This is a genomic window from Janthinobacterium rivuli, assembly GCF_009208735.1.
Classification (GTDB): domain Bacteria; phylum Pseudomonadota; class Gammaproteobacteria; order Burkholderiales; family Burkholderiaceae_D; genus Janthinobacterium.
The window spans coordinates 116,091-133,959 of the sequence record NZ_WFLJ01000017.1; the positions used below are offsets into that span (position 1 = coordinate 116,091).

Here is a 17,869-nt window from a genome sequence, read left to right on the forward strand (position 1 = left end):
TTTCTTTGGATGTCTAAAAACTTAAGGAAAAGCACATGAATACCGCAACAAATAACGACCTGTTGACCATCGCAGGAAAACAGTACCAGTCGCGCCTGCTGGTGGGCAGCGGCAAATACAAGGATTTGCCGCAGACGCGCGAAGCGACGGACGCGGCCGAGGCGCAGATCATCACGGTGGCGATCCGCAGGGTCAACATTGGCCAGGACCCGAACGCGCCCAGCCTGCTGGATTTCGTGCCGCCCGATCAGTACACGATTTTGCCGAACACGGCCGGCTGCTATAACGCGAAAGATGCCGTCTACACCCTGCAACTGGCGCGGGAACTGCTGGGCGGGCGCAATCTGGTGAAACTGGAAGTGCTGGGCGATGAAAAGACGCTGTTCCCGCACATGCCGGAAACCCTGGTCGCGGCCGAAGCGCTGGTCAAGGATGGCTTCGACGTGATGGTCTACTGCAGCGACGATCCCATCCAGGCGAAGATTCTGGAAGACATCGGCTGCGTGGCCGTCATGCCGCTGGCCTCCCTGATCGGCTCGGGCATGGGCATCCTGAATCCGTGGAACTTGTCGCTGATCATCGACCAGGCGAAAGTGCCGGTACTCGTCGATGCCGGCGTGGGCACGGCGTCGGATGCGGCCATTGCCATGGAACTCGGCTGCGATGGCGTGCTGATGAACACCGCGATTGCCGGCGCGCGCGACCCAGTGCGCATGGCGCGTGCGATGAAGCTGGCCGTGCGGGCCGGGCGCGAAGCATTTTTGGCGGGACGCATGCCGCGCAAATTCGCCGCTTCACCATCGTCGCCGATGGCGGGCCGGCTGGCGTGATGGCGCAGCAACGTCCGACGGTGCTGGTGTTTGCCGGCGCCGACCCCTCGGGCGGTGCCGGCATCGCCGCCGATATCGTCGCCATCGCCGCGCAAGGCGCGCATGCCTTGCCCGTTATCACGGCATTGACGGTGCAGGACAACGACCGCGTGTTTGCTGTCGAGCCCGTGGCGCCGGCGCTGCTGCGGCGCCAGGCGCAGGCGCTGATCGACAAGATCGCCATCGATGCCGTGAAAATCGGCATCCCCGGCAGCGCCGCGAACGCGGCCGTCATCGCGCAACTGATCGCGCAATTGCGGCTGGCCCACCCAAGCTTGCCCGTCGTGCTCGATCCCGTGCTGGCCAGCGGCCATGGCGACGTGCTCAGCCGCGACGACGCCGTGCTGGCGCTGGCGCCCTTGCTGCCCGTGACGACCGTCATCGTGCCGAACGGGCCGGAAGCGCTGGCCCTCGGTGGCGCGGAAAACCTGCTTGCGCAAGGCTGCCAGCACGTGCTGGTGACGGGCGGGCATGGCGACGGAGATGAGGTGATCAATCGCTGGTTTGCCGATGACGCAGTGAGGCACGAGTGGCGCTGGCCGCGTCTGCCCGGAGAGTTTCATGGCAGCGGCTGCACCTTGGCGTCGGCCATCGCGGCCCGGCTGGCGCTGGGCCAGGCATTGCCCGCAGCGCTCGATGGCGCGCAAGCCTATTGCCATGCGGCCCTGGCCGGCGCCTACGCGATTGCGCCAGGCCAGCTGATGCCGCAACGATTCATTGAATAAGGAAAACATTATGCGTGGACTGTATCTGGTCACCCCGAACTGGGATGACACCGACCGCCTGCTCGACATCACGGAACAGGCTTTGCACGGCGGCGTGGCGCTGCTGCAATACCGCCACAAGAGCGCCGAGGCGGACCAGCGGCGCGAGCAGGCGGGCGCCTTGCTGGCCCTGGCCCGCAAGTATGGCGTGCCCCTCATCATCAATGATTTCATCGAGCTGTGCGAAGAGCTCGACGCGGACGGCGTGCACGTGGGTGGCACGGATGCGTCCGTGGCGCAGGTGCGCGCGCGGCTGGGGGCCGGCAAGATCGTCGGCGCCTCCTGCTATGGCGACCTGGCCCTGGCCCGCACGGCCGAGGCGGGCGGCGCCAGCTATGTGGCCTTCGGCGGCTTCTATCCGTCGCTGGTGAAAAAGTATCCGGTGACGACGCCGCTCGATATCGTGCTGCAGGCGAAACGCGAAATCGCCTTGCCGTGCGTGGTGATCGGCGGCATGACGCCGGAGAACGCGGCGCCGCTGGTGGCGCGCGGCGCCGACATGGTGGCGGCCATCAGCAGCGTCTTTAACCAGGCATACCAGGCGGACGAGGTGGATATTGCAGTGCAGCAATTCAATCAATTATTCGCGGCATGAGCATGGGAATCGAAGGCTGGTTTGGGGAATAATCGGCATATAATAAGAACATCATTCATTACCGAGGTCCCCCACCCATGAGTCAGCCAGCCGCCGCGAAACGCCTTATCCTGATCGTTGACGATGACCAGCTGCTGTTGGAATTCCTCGGCGAAGTCCTGCGCCATGCCGGCTATGAAACAGCCCTGGCCCATTCGGCCGAAGTGGCGCTGCAGATGATCGCCCAGCGCGAGCCCGACCTGGCCTTGCTCGACATCCACATGCCGGGCATGTCCGGCCTGGAATTGGCCAAGCGCCTGCACGGCGAAACGGCCGTGCCGTTCATGTTCCTGTCCGGCAGCGGCGACAGCGAATCGGGCAAGCAGGCGGCCGCCTACGGCGCCGTCGGCTATGTCGTCAAACCCGTCGACGAAGGCCGTTTGATGCCCGCGTTTGAAGCGGGCCTGGCACGCGCCGATGAAATCCGCCAGCTGCGGCGTACCGAGCTGAACCTGAACGCGGCCCTGGCCGCCGGCCGCGAAACGAGCCTGGCCGTGGGCCTCTTGATGGGGAAATTCCAGACCGACCGCAACACGGCGTTCGAAGTGCTGCGCGACCACGCCCGCTCCAGCCGCCGCAAGATCAATGAAATCGCCAGCCAGCTGCTGCTGGCCGAGGAAACCCTGAACGGCTTGCACGGTGCGTTCTTGAATCGGGCGAAAACCAAGTAAGTGTTTCCCTCGCGCCCGCTTGGCCGCCTTGTTATGATGTGGCGATACGGCGCGCTGGCGCGTCTGGTTCAACCCTACACAGGACATACATGAAAACCAAAGCAGCGATTGCATGGAAGGCGGGCGCGCCTTTGACCATCGAGGAAGTCGACCTGGCCGGCCCGCGCGAGGGCGAGGTACTGGTCGAAATCAAGGCCACCGGCATTTGCCATACCGATTACTACACCTTGTCCGGCGCCGATCCGGAAGGCATCTTCCCGTCCATCCTCGGCCATGAAGGCGCCGGCGTCGTCGTCGACGTGGGCCCGGGCGTGAAAAGCCTGAAAAAGGATGACCACGTCATTCCCCTGTACACGCCGGAATGCCGCCAGTGCAAATTCTGCCTGTCGCAAAAGACGAACCTGTGCCAGTCGATCCGCTCGACCCAGGGCCGCGGCCTGATGCCGGACGCGACGTCGCGCTTTTCCATCGACGGCAAGCCCATCTTCCATTACATGGGCACCTCCACCTTTTCCAATTACATCGTCGTGCCGGAAATCGCCCTGGCGAAGATCCGCGAAGACGCGCCATTCGACAAGGTCTGCTACATCGGCTGCGGCGTGACGACGGGCGTGGGCGCCGTGCTGTTCACGGCCAAGGTCGAGGCGGGCGCGAATGTGGTCGTGTTCGGCCTGGGCGGCATCGGCCTGAACGTGATCCAGGCGGCGAAGATGGTCGGCGCGGATAAAATCATCGGCGTGGACATCAACCCGGCGCGCCAGGTCATCGCGCGCAAGTTCGGCATGACGCATTTTGTCAACGCCAACGAGGTGGAAAACGTTGTCGATACCATCGTGCAGCTGACGGACGGCGGCGCCGATTACAGTTTCGAGTGCATCGGCAACACCACCACCATGCGCCAGTCGCTCGAGTGCTGCCACAAGGGCTGGGGCCAGTCCATCATCATCGGCGTGGCGGCGGCCGGCCAGGAAATTTCCACGCGTCCCTTCCAGCTGGTGACAGGGCGCGTGTGGAAAGGTTCCGCTTTTGGCGGCGCGCGCGGACGCACGGACGTGCCGAAGATCGTCGACTGGTACATGGAAGGCAAGCTCAACATTGACGACCTGATCACGCACCGCTTGAAGCTGGACGACATCAACCAGGGCTTCGACCTGATGAAGAGCGGCGAATCGATCCGCTCCGTCGTGCTGTACTAATAATTTACGCCGTACCACGGCGTTTTTGCGGAGGCTACGGCCTCCGTTTTTTTTTGCGGCATTCCATCCATCGTCCGTGTTTGCCGTCCAGGCAGGTTTTTTTGCAGCCTGTCGCACGGCGCTGGAAGCGTGTCCCCTCCGCCGCTACAGTCGATGCTCCACTACTTTTGCGACGAGGCAGCCATGTCCACTTCCCACCGTTTGATCCTCAGCCTGGCCGGTATCCTGATAGGCGGCAGCGCGCTGGCCGTGCAGCCGCCGCAACCGCCCGCGCCACCGGCCGCACCGGCCGCACCCAGCAAGCAGATCAATATTTCCATGGGCAGCGGCGACGGCTATGCGCTCGTCGCCAGCAGCGAGGACAGCGTCACCATGGCCGGTACCGATGTCGATGGACAGCAGATCAAGCAGCTGCAGCGCTCGCTCAAGGGGCAGTTCCTGTGGTTCCGCGACCAGGGCAAGGGTTATGTGACGCAGGATGCCGCGCTGCTGGCCCGCGTGCGCGACGCCTGGAAGCCGTCGCAGCAGCTGGGCTTGCAGATGAGCGGCCTGGGCAAGCAGATGAGCGAGCATGGCAAGGCGATGGGTGAACTGGGCAGCAAGATGGGCGCCCATGGCGCGGCGCAGGCGAACGGCAGCGCGCGCGAGTCGGAACAGCTGCGCGCGCTGGGCCGCCAGCAGCAGGAACTGGGCCGCAAGATGGGCGAGGCGGCGCGCCGCCAGGCGCAGGCGGGCACGGAGACGGCGCGCCGCGCGGCCGGGCGCGAGGTGGAACGCTTGCAGCAGCAGATGGAAGATGCGCAGGACGCCATGGAAGAGGTCAATGATCGCATTGCTGCCGAGCAAGAACGCGAGGCGGACAAGGTGGATGCGCTGTCGCGCCAGATGGATCAGCGCGGCAAGCCGATGGAAACCCTGAGCAAGCAAATGGAAGCGTTGGGACGCCAGCAGGAAAAGGCCAGCAAGGCAGCCGACAAGATCACGCGCCAGGTGATCGCCCAGGCGCTCGGCGAAGGCAAGGCGAAGCTGGTGCGCTGAAGGATGTGCTGAATCAGCGTGCCAGTGGCTTGCGCATCAGGCAGCGCAGTGCCGGATCGTGCCCGTCCTGCGCTTCGCGCGCCAGCTTGAGCGCGTGACCCGCGCCCAGCGTCACGGCACCGATTTCGCTGAAACCGTGGCGCGCATAGTAGGGCGCGTTCCAGGGCAGGTGGCGATACGTGCTCAATGTCAGGCTGGCGCAGCCCAGCGCCCGTGCGTGGGCCGCCGCCGCGTCGAGCAGGCGCGCTCCCAGTCCCTGCCGCTGTTGCGGCAGGGCGACGGACAATTCCACGATGAACAGCTGGCCGTCGAGCGGCTGGGCTGCCAGGAAACCCGATGGCCTGTCATGCCCATCGGCGGCCACCCACACGCCGCCACGCTGCTGCAGCGCCTGCAAGGTGCTCAGTGGCAAGGGCTCCCCGTGCGCCAGCCACGCCAGTCCGGCCCCGGCCTGCGCAAACAGGGCCGCTGCGCTGCGCTCGACCTGGGCCAGCAGGGGCAGGTCGGCGCGGGTGGCCGTACGGATGGCATAGCTCATGGCGCGTTCCACACGGCGGCCACGGCGCGGTATTGCGCCGGCAATTGCCTGGCGTCATCCTCGCTGGCGTACACGTCATCCTGCACCGTGTCCCAGTGCGCGTCGCAGCTGAAGCGGTAGACTTGCGCCTCGTCCCCGTAGCGGCACACGGCCAGGCCGTGGATGGCGATGGGGGCGGCGCCATGCGCTTCGCTGACGTGGCCGAAGGGCAGGTCGGACCAGGCCCAGGCCAGTACGCGGGCGCCGTCGAGGTGGCTGGGAGGTGTCATGGGCATCGTTTCCGTCAGCTGTGCAGTGATGCCGATTGTAGCGCACGCGGCGAATCCGGCGCGACCGCTGGACAAATGCACAGTATTTTTAGCCATGCCGGTATAATCACCGCATGCAAAATCTTCTTCACAACCTCAATCCCGAACAATTGGCTGCCGTCACCTTGCCGGCGCAACATGCGCTGATCCTCGCAGGCGCCGGTTCGGGCAAGACCCGCGTGCTGACCACCCGCATCGCGTGGCTGATCCAGACCCAGCAGGTATCGCCGCCCGGCATCCTGGCCGTGACGTTTACCAATAAAGCCGCCAAGGAAATGCTCACGCGCCTGTCGGCCATGCTGCCTATCAATACACGGGGCATGTGGATCGGTACCTTCCACGGCCTGTGCAACCGCTTGCTGCGCACGCACTACCGCGACGCGGCCTTGCCGCAAACGTTCCAGATCCTCGATTCGCAGGATCAGTTGTCCGTGATCAAGCGCTTGTTGAAGGCAAACAATATCGATGATGAAAAATTCCCGCCGAAGACGGTGATGTATTTCATCAACAACGCCAAGGACCAGGGCTTGCGCGCGACGGACGTGGAAGCGTACGACGCGCACGAGCGCAAGATGGTCGAGCTTTACCAGCTGTACGACGACCAGTGCCAGCGCGAAGGCGTCGTCGATTTCGCGGAATTGCTGTTGCGCACGTATGAATTGCTGAGCCGTAACCAGCCGCTGCGCGAACACTACCAGGCGCGTTTCCGCCATATTTTGGTGGACGAGTTCCAGGATACGAATAACCTGCAATACAACTGGCTCAAGTTGCTGGCCGGCCACGGCAGCCGCGATGGCGGCGCCCTGTTTGCCGTCGGCGACGATGACCAGAGCATCTACGCCTTCCGCGGCGCCAACGTGGGCAACATGAGCGCCTTCGAGCACGAGTTCCAGGTGAAGAACTTGATCAAGCTGGAGCAGAACTACCGCTCACATGGCCACATCCTCGACAGCGCCAACGTATTGATCGCGAACAATAGCAAGCGCTTGGGCAAGAATTTGCGCACGGACGCGGGGCATGGCGAGCAGGTGCGCGTGTACGAAGCCAGTTCCGACTTGCAGGAAGCGCAGTGGATCATCGAAGAGGCGAAAAGCCTGATCGCCGATGGCGCCTCGCGCAGCGAAATTGCGATTTTGTACCGCTCGAATGCGCAGTCGCGCGTGATCGAACATGCGCTGTTCTCGGCCGCGATTCCGTATCACGTGTATGGCGGCCAGCGCTACTTCCAGCGCGCCGAGGTCAAGCACGCGATTGCCTATTTGCAATTGATGGACAATCCGCACAACGATTCCGCCTTCTTGCGCGTGGTCAATTTCCCCACGCGGGGTATCGGCATGCGCTCGATCGAGCAATTGCAGGCCGCGTCGGAACAATACGGCATTTCGCTGTACGCGGCCGTGCCGTATGTGGCGGGCAAGGCGGGCAGCGTGCTGGCCGGCTTCGTCAAGCTGATCGAGGGCGTGCGCTTTGAGACGCAGCAATTGTCCTTGCCGGAAATGGTCAGAGTGGTGCTGGAAGCGAGTACCTTGCTGCAGCATTACCAGAATGAAAAGGAAGGCGCCGACCGCATCGAAAATCTGGAGCAGATGGTCAGCGCGGCCAGCCAGTTCATTTCCGAGGAAGGTTTCGGGCAGGGCGCGCCCGCGCATCTGGGCCCAAGCGCCCAGGCGCAGTCGGGCGCGCCCGTGGTGAACCAGGATGGCATCGAAATCCTGGATGCCGACGCGCCGCTGCCGGCCGTGATGTCGCCCCTCTCCGCGTTCCTGTCGCACGCGTCGCTGGAAGCCGGGGACAACCAGGCGCAGGCGGGCCAGGATGCGCTGCAGATGATGACCGTGCACTCGGCAAAGGGCCTGGAATTCGACAACGTCTTCATTACCGGTCTGGAAGAGGGCCTGTTCCCGCACGAAAGCAGCTCGAAGGAAGACAACGGCGTGGAAGAGGAACGCCGGCTGATGTACGTGGCCATCACGCGCGCGCGCAAGCGGCTGTACATGAGCTTTTCGCAGACGCGCATGCTGCATGGCCAGACGCGCTACAACATGAAGTCGCGTTTCTTCGATGAATTGCCGGAAGAATCGCTGAAATGGCTGTCGCCGAAGGTGCAGGCGAACTGGTTCGGCAACCGCAAGTCGGCCTGGGACGAGGCGCCCAAGGTGGCCAGCCTCGGTTCGGACAATGCGATTGCGCAAAAGATCGCGCAAAAAGCCACGGGCGGCGGCTGGCGCATCGGCGAATCCGTGGCGCACGCCAAGTTCGGCGAAGGCGTGATCGTCAATATCGAAGGCGGCGGCGGCAATGCGCGCGCGCAGATCAACTTTGGACAGCACGGCATGAAGGTGCTGGACCTTGGGATCGCCAAATTGGAACGCCTGGGCCGCTAGTTTGCTGAGCAGCAATAAAAAAGGGCAGCCTGCGCAGGCTGCCCTTTTTTTATGCGGAGTCGAAATCAATCGTTCGGCTTGTCCAGTGACACCGTTTTGCTCTCATCGACGGGCAGGCCGAAGATCTGGCGGTAGGCGGCGTAGAACGAGCAATGCATGATGATGGTGAGTATCATCGACAGCGGCATCATCAGCTGCATCATCAGCGGCGTGCGGCCAAAGATGACGGCCAGTAACTGGCTGGTGACGACGCTGATGGCGAACCAGGTGGCGGCGAAGACGATGAAGGCCGACAGCGAGCGCCAGACGGCAAAAAAGCTGAAGAACAGCGCCTTGCCCAGGCTGACTTGTTTCCAGTAGATCAACGGCGCGGCAAAGCAGAAGGCCATGGCGGCCGGCACGTACAGCATGATGGCCAGCAGGATGCCCAGGCCCAGGCGCGATTCGGGGATGGCGGCGCGCGCCGCTTCTTCCGTCAGTTGCCCGGTGACCAGTTGCCACAGCAAGCCGTCGTCCACCAGGGTGGAGGCGCCGATGGCGACGATGGCCATCAGGATGTACAGCACGCCCAGGCCGAACAGCGAAGGAAAGGCCGGCTTGCGGAAGCCCGAAATCAGGAGGCTGGGCAAGACGCGCTTGCCCTGGTCGATGTTCAGGCAGCCTTGCACGAAAGCGACGGAAAACACGGGTACGAGAATGACGGGCAGCATCTGACCGAGCACGGGCACGATGCTGACGGCCAGCATGCAGAACATATAGCCGAGAAACAGCATCGACATGCCGCCAGGTTGCTGGCGAAACAGGGCGAAGCCTTGTTTCACCCATTGCCAACCTGTACTTGCAGGTAATTTTTCCATGTTTAAAACAGTTCCGGAGCAGGAGTGGCGATACGTTCGCGCAGAATGCGTTCGAAATGCGTGGGATCGTGCGGGGTCAGCATTTCCGCTTCGCGCGGCTGGTAATAATCGTACAGGCGCGACAGCCAGAAACGCAGCGCGGCGGCGCGCAGCATCGGTTGCCATGCCGTCTTTTCTTCATGCGTGAACGGCCGCACGGCGTGGTAGGCGTCGAGCAGGGCGCGCACGCGCACCGTGTCGAGCACGCCCGTGTCCAGCTCCACGCACCAGTCGTTGACGGTGACGGCCACGTCGAACAGCCAGGTGTCGCAGCCGGCGAAGTAAAAGTCGAAGAAGCCCGTCAGGCGCTCACCGTCAAACATGACGTTGTTGCGGAACAGGTCGGCATGCACGGGACCGCGCGGGATGGCTTTATAGGTAGCGCAGGCAGCAAAAGCGTCCTGGAAATGGATTTCCGCGCGCAGCAAGTGCGCCTTGGTATCGTCGAGGTGGTGCAGGACGAGCGGCGTGGTGGCGTTCCACCAGTCCAGTCCGCGCAGATTCGGCTGCTGCAGGGGGAAGTCCTGCGCCGCCAGGTGCATCTTCGCCAGCATGGCGCCGACGGCCGCGCAATGCACGGCTTGCGGCGCCATCTGCGAGCTGCCGTCGAGTTTGCTGACAATGGCGGCCGGCTTGCCTTGCAAGGCCGTCACCAGTTCGCCATCGGCATTGGCGATCGGCGCGGGCACCAATACACCCCGGTCCGCCAAATGGCGCATCAGTTGCAGATAGAACGGCAATTGCTCGAAGCTGAGGTTTTCAAAGATCGTCAGCACATACTCGCCGCGCTCCGTGCTCAGGAAAAAATTGCTGTTTTCGATGCCGGATGCGATGCCTTTGAGCGCCAGAGGTTTGCCGAGTGGAAATTGCGTGATCCACTGGCCGATATCGTCCAGGTGTAGCGCGGTAAAAACTGCCATGGGAAAGAGAGGAATGGTCTAAAAGGTCAAAAAAAGCCGGCTGCCCCGCAGGTGGCCGGGGCAGGGCAGAAGAGAGTGGCTGCTTACTTCGCTGGTGCGGGCGGTGCCGGCGCGTCCGCCGCCTCTTCGTCGCGTTGCTTCTGTTTTTTCTTGCCCAGGTCGAATTCCAGCACTTTCCATTGCGGGCCGCGCAGGGCGCCGCTGTGGGCCTGGTCGGCGCCGGCGGCCGGCTTCATGTAATAGGTGCTGCCGCCGCTCGTCACTTTCACTTCGGACGTCACGCCCGCTTCGCGTTTTTCGGTAATCTGCTGCTTGGCCGCGGCCGGCGCCACGGTGATGGGCGCTTCGCCCATTTCCTCGATGCGTTCCAGTTGTGGCGGCGCGTCGCTCGGTTTGGCCGGCGTCTGGGCGCTGGCGATGGCCGAACATGCCAGCAGGGGCAGGGCGAGGAATGTCCAGAGTGTCGATGTACGCATCATGATGGGTTCGCTTCCATGTGAGGGACTGCAGCGCGTGCAGTGGTGTAATGCCGTCAATTTATCTATAAGGCATTGTAACAAACTGGTAGGCAATGCTGCTTAATACGGCTGATTAATGTGCCGAAATGGCCGGCAGTGGCGGCCCGCGCGCCCGCACAGGGCCGCCAGGGCGGCAAAAACACCGGGAAGGGCAAGCGTTGCGGCCGGCGACGCGGCCCTAAACTCTGCGATAATTGGGCGATATTCCGCCCGCCGCCGCTGTTGCTTCCCGGCTGGCGCGGCCCACCTTATTTTATTGGCATTATGCAAAACACCCTGCTGTTAGTCGACGGTTCCAGTTATCTTTATCGTGCTTTCCATGCGCTGCCCGACCTGCGCAGCCCGGATGGCTATCCCACGGGCGCCATGCACGGCATGGTCAACATGCTGCGCCGCCTGCGCGCCGACTACCCGGCCGCCTACATCGCCTGCGTGTTCGATGCCAAAGGTAAAACTTTCCGCGATGACATGTATCCCGAGTACAAGGCCACGCGCGCCTCGATGCCGGACGACCTGCGCCGGCAGATCGAACCGATTCATGAAGCCGTGCGCGCCATGGGCTGGCCCATCCTGATGGTCGACGGCGTGGAAGCGGACGACGTGATCGGCACCCTGGCCGTGCAGGCGGCCGCCGCCGGCATGAACGTGGTGGTGTCGACGGGCGACAAGGATCTGGCGCAGCTGGTCAACAGCCAGGTGACCCTGATCAACACCATGAGCAATGAAAAGCTCGACGAGGCGGCCGTGCTGGCCAAATTCGGCGTGCCGCCGAACCGCATCATCGATTACCTGTCGCTGATCGGCGATACGGTCGACAACGTGCCAGGCGTGTCGAAATGCGGCCCGAAGACGGCCGTGAAATGGCTGACGCAATACGACAGCCTGGAAGGCATCATGGAAAACGCGGCCAGTGTGGCCGGCGCCGTGGGCGAAAACCTGCGCACGGCCCTGCCATGGCTGCCGCAGGCGCGCGCCTTGATCACCGTCAAGACCGATTGCGACCTGTCCGGCCACATGACGACCATCGCCGACTCGCTGGTGGCGAAACACGAAGACAAGGAAGCGCTGCTGGCCTTCTTCCAGCGCTACGGCTTCAAGGCCCTGCTGCGCGAACTGGGCGCCACGCCGCCGCCGATGTCGCCCGTTGGCGCGCCTGCAGCGACGACGAATACGACCGGCGACATGTTTGCAGACGTTGCTCCAGCAGTCGAAGCCGTGTATGAAACCGTGCTGACGGATGAGCAGCTGGATAAATGGATCGCCCTGATCGATGCGGCGCCTTTGAGCGCCGTGGACACGGAAACCACCTCGCTGGAACCGATGACGGCGCAGATGGTCGGCATTTCCCTGTCGGTCGCCGAGCACGCCGCCTGCTACATCCCGCTGGCCCACGACTACGCGGGCGCGCCGGAACAGTTGTCGCGCGAACACGTGCTGGCGAAATTGCGCCCGTGGCTGGAAGATGCGACCAAGCCCAAGCTGGGGCAGAACCTGAAATACGACAGCCACATCTTCGCCAACCACGGCGTGACGTTGCGCGGCATCGCCCACGATACCTTGCTCGAATCGTATGTGTTCGAGTCGCACAAGAAGCACGACATGGACAGCCTGGCCCTGCGCCACCTGAACTACACGACGATCCCGTTCGAGGACGTGTGCGGCAAGGGCGCCAAGCAGATCACGTTCAATCAGGTGGAAGTGGAGCAGGCGGCGAAATACGCGGCCGAGGATGCCGACGTCACCTTGCGCTTGCACAATGCCATGTGGGGCAATGTGGCGAACGATGAAAAACTGACCTTCATCTATGAAAAGATCGAGATGCCGACAGCCGTGGTCTTGCAAAAGATCGAGCGCAACGGCGTGCTGATCGATGACGAATTGCTCAACATTCAGTCCGCCGAGCTCGCCGTGAAAATTTTAGAGCTGGAAAAGAAGGCATATGAACTGGCCGAGCAGCCATTTAATCTGGGCTCGCCCAAGCAGATCGGTGAAATCTTCTTTGAAAAGCTGAAGTTGCCGGTAATTAAAAAAACCCCGACGGGCGCGCCCTCGACGGATGAGGAGGTGCTGCAAAAGCTGGCCGAGGATTATCCGCTGCCCAAAGTGCTGCTCGAATACCGCGGCATGGCCAAGCTGAAGTCGACCTACACGGACAAATTGCCGAAGATGATCAACGTCACGACGGGCAGGGTGCATACGAACTATGCGCAAGCCGTGGCCGTGACGGGGCGTCTGGCGTCGAATGATCCGAACTTGCAGAATATTCCCATCCGCAGCGCGGAAGGCCGGCGCATCCGCGAAGCCTTCATCGCGCCGCCCGGCAGCCACATCGTCTCGGCCGACTATTCGCAGATCGAATTGCGCATCATGGCGCACATCTCGGGCGACGAAGCCATGCTGCGCGCGTTTGCCGACGGCATCGACATTCACCGCGCCACGGCCGCCGAAATCTTTGGCGTGCCGGCCGCGGAAGTGCAGAGCGAACAGCGCCGCTACGCGAAAGTCATCAACTTTGGCTTGATCTACGGCATGAGCGCGTTCGGCCTGGCCGGTAATCTGGGCGTGGACCGCACGGCCGCGCAAAGCTATATCGACCGTTATTTCGCCCGTTTTTCCGGCGTGAAACAGTACATGGAAGACACGCGCCAGCAAGCGAAGGCGCGCGGCTACGTGGAAACCGTGTTCGGCCGCCGTCTGTGGTTGCCGGAAATCAATTCACCGAACGGCCCGCGCCGCCAGGGCGCGGAACGGGCGGCGATCAACGCGCCGATGCAGGGCACGGCCGCCGACCTGATCAAGCTTGCCATGATCGCCGTGCAAGGCTGGCTGGAAACGGACGGCTTGCAAACGAAGATGATCATGCAGGTGCACGATGAACTGGTGCTGGAAGTGCCGGAGGCCGAGCTGGAATTGGTCAAGCGCAAGCTGCCGGAATTGATGGCCGGCGTGGCCGCGCTGAAGGTGCCGTTGACGGCCGAGGTGGGAGTAGGGAAGAACTGGGACGAAGCGCACTAGGACACCAGACCAAATCTACTGCGCGGCGCGATTTCCGGCCTGCGATGCTCACTGCCTCGGCGGCCCCGTGCCTGGCACAGTTGCGCTTCTCGGCCAGAACTCGGGGCCGCTCGCTACGATTTTGTCTGGGTCCGGAGATTTGACTTCACTTAATGCAACATTTTCAGGAGAAGCGCATGAGCGACATGATCACCGATTGTGAAAGTTTGCTGGGCCAGAGCAGCTTGTCCGGGCCGGATGGCCGGCGTGGTTTCCTGAAGATGGCGCTGGGCACGGGCTTTGCCGTGGCCGTATTGCCCGTGGTGGCGCAAAACGTCATCAAGACGGATTCCGCCGGACTCGTCACGGGCAGCATGTCGGTGATGGTCGATGGCCAGGCCGTGCCCGTGTATGCGGCCCAGCCGGAAGGCAAGACGGGCTTGCCCGTGGTCCTGGTCATTTCGGAAATCTTTGGCGTGCATGAGCATATCGCCGACATGGCGCGCCGTTTCGCCAAGCAGGGCTACCTGGCGCTGGCGCCCGACCTGTTCGTGCGCCAGGGCGATGCCACCAAGGTGGCCAGCATTCCGGAATTAATGAAAGGCATCATTGCCAAGACGCCGGACGCGCAAGTGATGGCGGACCTCGATGCCGTGGTGGCGTGGGCGAAACAGAATGGCGGCGACACGAGCCGCCTGGGCATCACGGGCTTTTGCTGGGGCGGGCGCATCACGTGGCTGTACGCGGCGCACAATCCGGCCGTCAAGGCGGGCGTGGCCTGGTATGGCCGCCTCGTGGGCGAACCGACTGCCTTGCAGCCGAGCAACCCCATCGATATCGCCGCCAGCCTGAAAGTCCCCGTGCTGGGCTTGTATGGCGGCAAGGATACGGGCATCAGCCAGGAATCGATCGGCAAGATGAAGGATGCGCTGGCCAAGGGCGGCAACCAGTCCGAGTTTGTCGTGTATCCCGATGCGGGCCACGCCTTCAACGCCGATTACCGCCCCAGCTATGTGGCGGCCGATGCGAAAGATGGCTATGCGCGCTGCCTGGCGTGGTTAAAAAAGCATGGTGTTGCCTGAGCTTGCAGCCTGAACGACGCAAAAAGTGCCTGATCACCACAATTTTCACCATCCGTTAACGCGAAAGGCGCACCGGGCTGTAAAATGCCCGGTTCGCGTCAATGCAGTACAATTGCATCTTCACTGCGCCACGCTGCCGCCAAGCGCGCACAAGATTGAATAATAAGCAACACCGTACAAATCAAGCCAGACGCCAGCATCGCGGGCGCCCGTAGGCCGGCGCCATTTTGAGGTAAGAAAATCATCGATCCCGTCCTTATATCCATTTTGCTCGCGACCACGATCGCGGGCGTGTTCAGCATTACCGCGGCGGCGATCTTTTCGTTTGCATTCCTGTCCAAAGTGGTCGAGCGCATGGTCAGCCTGTCCGTCGGTATCATGCTGTCGACGTCCTTGCTGCACGCCTTGCCCGAAGCGTTCGAGTCGCAAGCGGATCCGCGCAGCCTGTTCGCCACCTTGCTGGCGGGCTTGCTGGCCTTTTTCATGCTGGAAAAATTCGCGATTTTGCGCCATTCGCACCACCATGAAGGCGACGGCCACCACCACGCGCACGGCCACGACAAGCACGAAGCGGGCAAGGCCGGCTGGATGATTTTAGTGGGCGACGGCATGCATAACTTTACCGACGGCATCCTGATCGCCGCCGCCTTCCTGGCCGACCCGAAGCTGGGCCTGGTCACGGGCCTGGCCATCATCGCGCATGAAATCCCGCAGGAAATCGGCGACTTCATCGTGCTGCTCAATGCCGGTTTCTCGCGCCTGCGCGCCTACATCTTCAATCTGCTGTGCAGCCTGATGGCCGTGGCCGGTGGCCTGCTCGGCTATTTCACGCTGGACCGCGCCAGCAACCTGATCCCTTACGTGCTTGTGTTCGCCTCGTCCGGCTTCATCTATATTGCCTTGAGCGACCTGATGCCGCAGATGCAGCGCCGCGCCACCTTGCGTGAGACCATTCCGCAAGTGCTGCTGATCGCGCTGGGCGTGTGCATCGTGCTGTTCCTGACGCATAAGCGCCACGGCGGTTGATGCCTGGCACTGCCGGCGCGGTGCCACCTATGCTATATTGCCTTTCTGACTAACTTGCACAGAAAGGAGGAAAATATCATGGAAGAAAACTTGTTGCTCGCCTTATGGCGCGCACGCTCTTTAAGCGCATTTGCCAGCTCTTGCCCACGTTCTATCGCGCTGCGATAACCTGGCCAGAGCAAAGCCACCCTCCTAAACGAGTCCTTTCCTGGTACTCCGTTGTCGTTAGCGCTCCTGTTAACGCGGATGCTTGCATCCCGCACAAAGACATGAGCCATGACCACCCTGATCTCGACACAAGCTTTACAACTGGATAGCCACGACGGTTTCCTCTTCAATGAACTCGCCTTTACCTTGCGCCAGGGCGACCGCATCGGCCTGATCGGCCACAATGGCTGCGGCAAATCCACCTTGCTGGGCTTGCTCAGCGGCACCCGCGAAGCGACATTCGGCACCATCCACTATGCCCGTGCCTGTCGCTTGCAGCACGTGGAGCAGCATTTTCCGGCCGAACTTGCCAGCCTGAGCCTGTACGACGCCTTGCTGGCGCCCGTGCTGGAGCAGCCCGAGCTGCATTGGCGCGTCGACAGCCTGCTGGCCGAACTGGGCTTCGACCTGGAGACGGCGCAGGTGCCCGTGCACTCGCTGTCCGGCGGCCAGCACACGCGGCTGCTGCTGGGGCGCGCCCTGCTGCAGGAGCCGAACGTGCTGTTGCTCGATGAACCGAGCAATCACCTGGACTTGCCGTCGCTGCTGTGGCTGGAGCAATTCCTGCTGGCCTGGCGCGGCGCCTTCATCCTCGTCTCGCACGATCAGCGCCTGCTCGACAACGTGGCCACGCGCAGCTGGATCTTGCGCGACAGCCGCCTGTACGACTTCGATTTGCCGTGCGGTCCCGCGCTGGCGGCGCTGGCCAAGATGGACGTTGCCGCTGCCGCCCGCCATGCGGCCGAGCAGAAGGAAATCGACCGCCTGTCGGCCAGCAGCGCGCGCCTGGCCCTGTGGGGCCGCACCTATGACAATGAAGACCTGGCGCGCAAGGCCAAGACCATGCAGCGGCGCATCGACAAGTTGAGGGAGGAACAGTCGTTCGTCAGCGATGGCGCGCCGTGGCGCTTGAGTCTGCGCGGCAAGGCGCTGGCGGCCGACCAGTTGCTGGCGCTGGACGGACTCGACGTGCGCGCCGTGCCGACGTCTCCCATGCTGTTCCGCGTGGGGCAGCTATGGCTCAAGCCCGGCGACCGCATCGCCTTGCTGGGCGCCAACGGCAGCGGCAAGTCGTCGCTGCTGCGCCTGTGCTGGCAAGCGATCCAGACGCAGCAGGAACGCGTCGACCTGTGCTACCACCACGCGGCCCACATCGGTTACTACGATCAGTCGCTCAAGCAACTGGCCGATACGGCCGACCTGTCCGACGCCCTGTATCCGTTCGCCGTGCAAAACGAGGCCGCGCGCAGCCAGGTGGCGCGCAAGCAAGCCTTGATAACGGCCGGTTTCCCGTATGCGCGCCATGGCCAGACGGTGGCGACACTGAGCGGCGGCGAGCGGGCGCGGCTGCTGTTCCTGGGACTGTCGCTGGCCAGCTATCATTTATTGTTGCTGGACGAGCCCAGCAACCACCTGGACATGCAAGGCAAGGCGGAACTGGGGCAAGCGTTGCAGGGCTTTGCCGGCGGCTGCCTGTTGGTGTCGCACGACCGCGACCTGATCGAGACGGCCTGCAACCGTTTTTGGGTGGTGGCCGATGGCCAGCTGGAAGAGTGGCCGGACGCGGCCTGCGCGTATGCACGGCTGAGTCTTGAGGATGGGCAGGCGTCGACGCCCGCGCCGCGCGTGGAACCGGCGTCTGCGGTTGTGGCGGACGTCGACGTGCAGCTGGAACGCTTGTGCGAACTGGAGCAATTGCTGGCCGAGGACCTGGCGCGAAAGCCGCGGCACCAGAAGCCGGCCAGCCAGCAGGCGTGGCGGGCGGAACTGGTGCAGTTGAATCAATCGCTGGGGATAACGTCGTAGTTATCCACAGCGCACAAA

The 17,869-nt window shown here is 62.9% G+C and carries 16 protein-coding genes; 11 read left to right on the forward strand and 5 right to left on the reverse strand.

The genetic code is table 11. From position 1 onward, the window contains the following. Positions 1-35 precede the first annotated feature (35 nt). The 6 genes from GCN78_RS21805 (at position 36) to GCN78_RS21830 (ending at position 5,172) form a co-directional block, all read left to right on the forward strand. On the forward strand, positions 36-830 hold the full coding sequence (locus GCN78_RS21805) for a thiazole synthase (protein ID WP_152253567.1): 795 nt from the start codon (positions 36-38) through the stop codon (positions 828-830). Then, the gene (gene thiD, locus GCN78_RS21810; RefSeq protein WP_152253568.1) at positions 830-1,594 is read left to right on the forward strand and encodes a bifunctional hydroxymethylpyrimidine kinase/phosphomethylpyrimidine kinase; all 765 of its coding nucleotides are present in this window, start codon (positions 830-832) and stop codon (positions 1,592-1,594) included. The genes GCN78_RS21805 and thiD overlap by 1 nt, the downstream gene beginning before the upstream one ends. Positions 1,595-1,604: 10 nt before the next feature. Then, positions 1,605-2,228, forward strand: a complete 624-nt coding sequence (gene thiE / locus GCN78_RS21815) for a thiamine phosphate synthase (RefSeq protein WP_152253569.1) — start codon at positions 1,605-1,607, stop codon at positions 2,226-2,228. 77 nt (positions 2,229-2,305) lie between these two features. After that, complete coding sequence (locus GCN78_RS21820; protein ID WP_152253570.1) at positions 2,306-2,938, forward strand: ANTAR domain-containing response regulator; 633 nt, start codon at positions 2,306-2,308, stop codon at positions 2,936-2,938. Between the two features lie 89 nt (positions 2,939-3,027). After that, entirely contained in the window at positions 3,028-4,134 is a 1,107-nt protein-coding gene (locus tag GCN78_RS21825) for an S-(hydroxymethyl)glutathione dehydrogenase/class III alcohol dehydrogenase (RefSeq protein WP_152253571.1), read from the forward strand. 183 nt (positions 4,135-4,317) lie between these two features. Then, on the forward strand, positions 4,318-5,172 hold the full coding sequence (locus GCN78_RS21830; RefSeq protein WP_152253572.1) for a hypothetical protein: 855 nt from the start codon (positions 4,318-4,320) through the stop codon (positions 5,170-5,172). 13 nt (positions 5,173-5,185) lie between these two features. Here GCN78_RS21830 and GCN78_RS21835 read toward each other — a convergent pair whose 3' ends face one another. Both GCN78_RS21835 and GCN78_RS21840 read right to left on the reverse strand, forming a co-directional pair. Further along, positions 5,186-5,710, reverse strand: coding sequence for a GNAT family N-acetyltransferase (locus tag GCN78_RS21835; RefSeq protein ID WP_152253573.1), 525 nt, complete (start codon positions 5,708-5,710; stop codon positions 5,186-5,188). Next, complete coding sequence (locus GCN78_RS21840) at positions 5,707-5,979, reverse strand: hypothetical protein (protein WP_152253574.1); 273 nt, start codon at positions 5,977-5,979, stop codon at positions 5,707-5,709. The genes GCN78_RS21835 and GCN78_RS21840 overlap by 4 nt, the downstream gene beginning before the upstream one ends. A 113-nt stretch (positions 5,980-6,092) precedes the next feature. On the opposite strand from GCN78_RS21840, the gene GCN78_RS21845 reads away from it, so the two are divergent. Continuing rightward, the gene (locus GCN78_RS21845; protein ID WP_152253575.1) at positions 6,093-8,402 is read left to right on the forward strand and encodes a UvrD-helicase domain-containing protein; all 2,310 of its coding nucleotides are present in this window, start codon (positions 6,093-6,095) and stop codon (positions 8,400-8,402) included. A gap of 65 nt (positions 8,403-8,467) precedes the next feature. Here the strand turns inward: GCN78_RS21845 and GCN78_RS21850 are convergent, their stop codons facing one another. From GCN78_RS21850 to GCN78_RS21860, 3 genes are all read right to left on the reverse strand, one after another. Further along, positions 8,468-9,259, reverse strand: a complete 792-nt coding sequence (locus tag GCN78_RS21850) for a BPSS1780 family membrane protein (RefSeq protein WP_152253576.1) — start codon at positions 9,257-9,259, stop codon at positions 8,468-8,470. 2 nt (positions 9,260-9,261) lie between these two features. Then, positions 9,262-10,218, reverse strand: a complete 957-nt coding sequence (locus GCN78_RS21855) for a homoserine kinase (protein WP_152253577.1) — start codon at positions 10,216-10,218, stop codon at positions 9,262-9,264. 83 nt (positions 10,219-10,301) lie between these two features. Beyond that, a complete protein-coding gene (locus GCN78_RS21860; protein WP_070312407.1) occupies positions 10,302-10,697 on the reverse strand; it encodes a hypothetical protein in 396 nt (131 codons plus the stop codon). A gap of 303 nt (positions 10,698-11,000) precedes the next feature. Between GCN78_RS21860 and polA the strand changes: the two genes are divergently transcribed. The 4 genes from polA to GCN78_RS21880 all read left to right on the forward strand — a co-directional run bounded on the left by polA (position 11,001) and on the right by GCN78_RS21880 (position 17,851). After that, positions 11,001-13,751 (forward strand): DNA polymerase I, encoded by a 2,751-nt coding sequence (polA, locus tag GCN78_RS21865; protein WP_152253578.1) that lies wholly within the window; start codon positions 11,001-11,003, stop codon positions 13,749-13,751. A 176-nt stretch (positions 13,752-13,927) separates the two neighbouring features. Further along, entirely contained in the window at positions 13,928-14,812 is an 885-nt protein-coding gene (locus GCN78_RS21870) for a dienelactone hydrolase family protein (protein WP_152253579.1), read from the forward strand. A 267-nt stretch (positions 14,813-15,079) separates the two neighbouring features. Then, a complete protein-coding gene (locus GCN78_RS21875) occupies positions 15,080-15,838 on the forward strand; it encodes a ZIP family metal transporter (protein ID WP_052140365.1) in 759 nt (252 codons plus the stop codon). A 276-nt stretch (positions 15,839-16,114) separates the two neighbouring features. Then, positions 16,115-17,851: an ABC-F family ATP-binding cassette domain-containing protein gene (locus tag GCN78_RS21880; protein WP_152253580.1), complete on the forward strand. Its 1,737-nt coding sequence runs from the start codon at positions 16,115-16,117 to the stop codon at positions 17,849-17,851. Positions 17,852-17,869 lie beyond the last annotated feature (18 nt).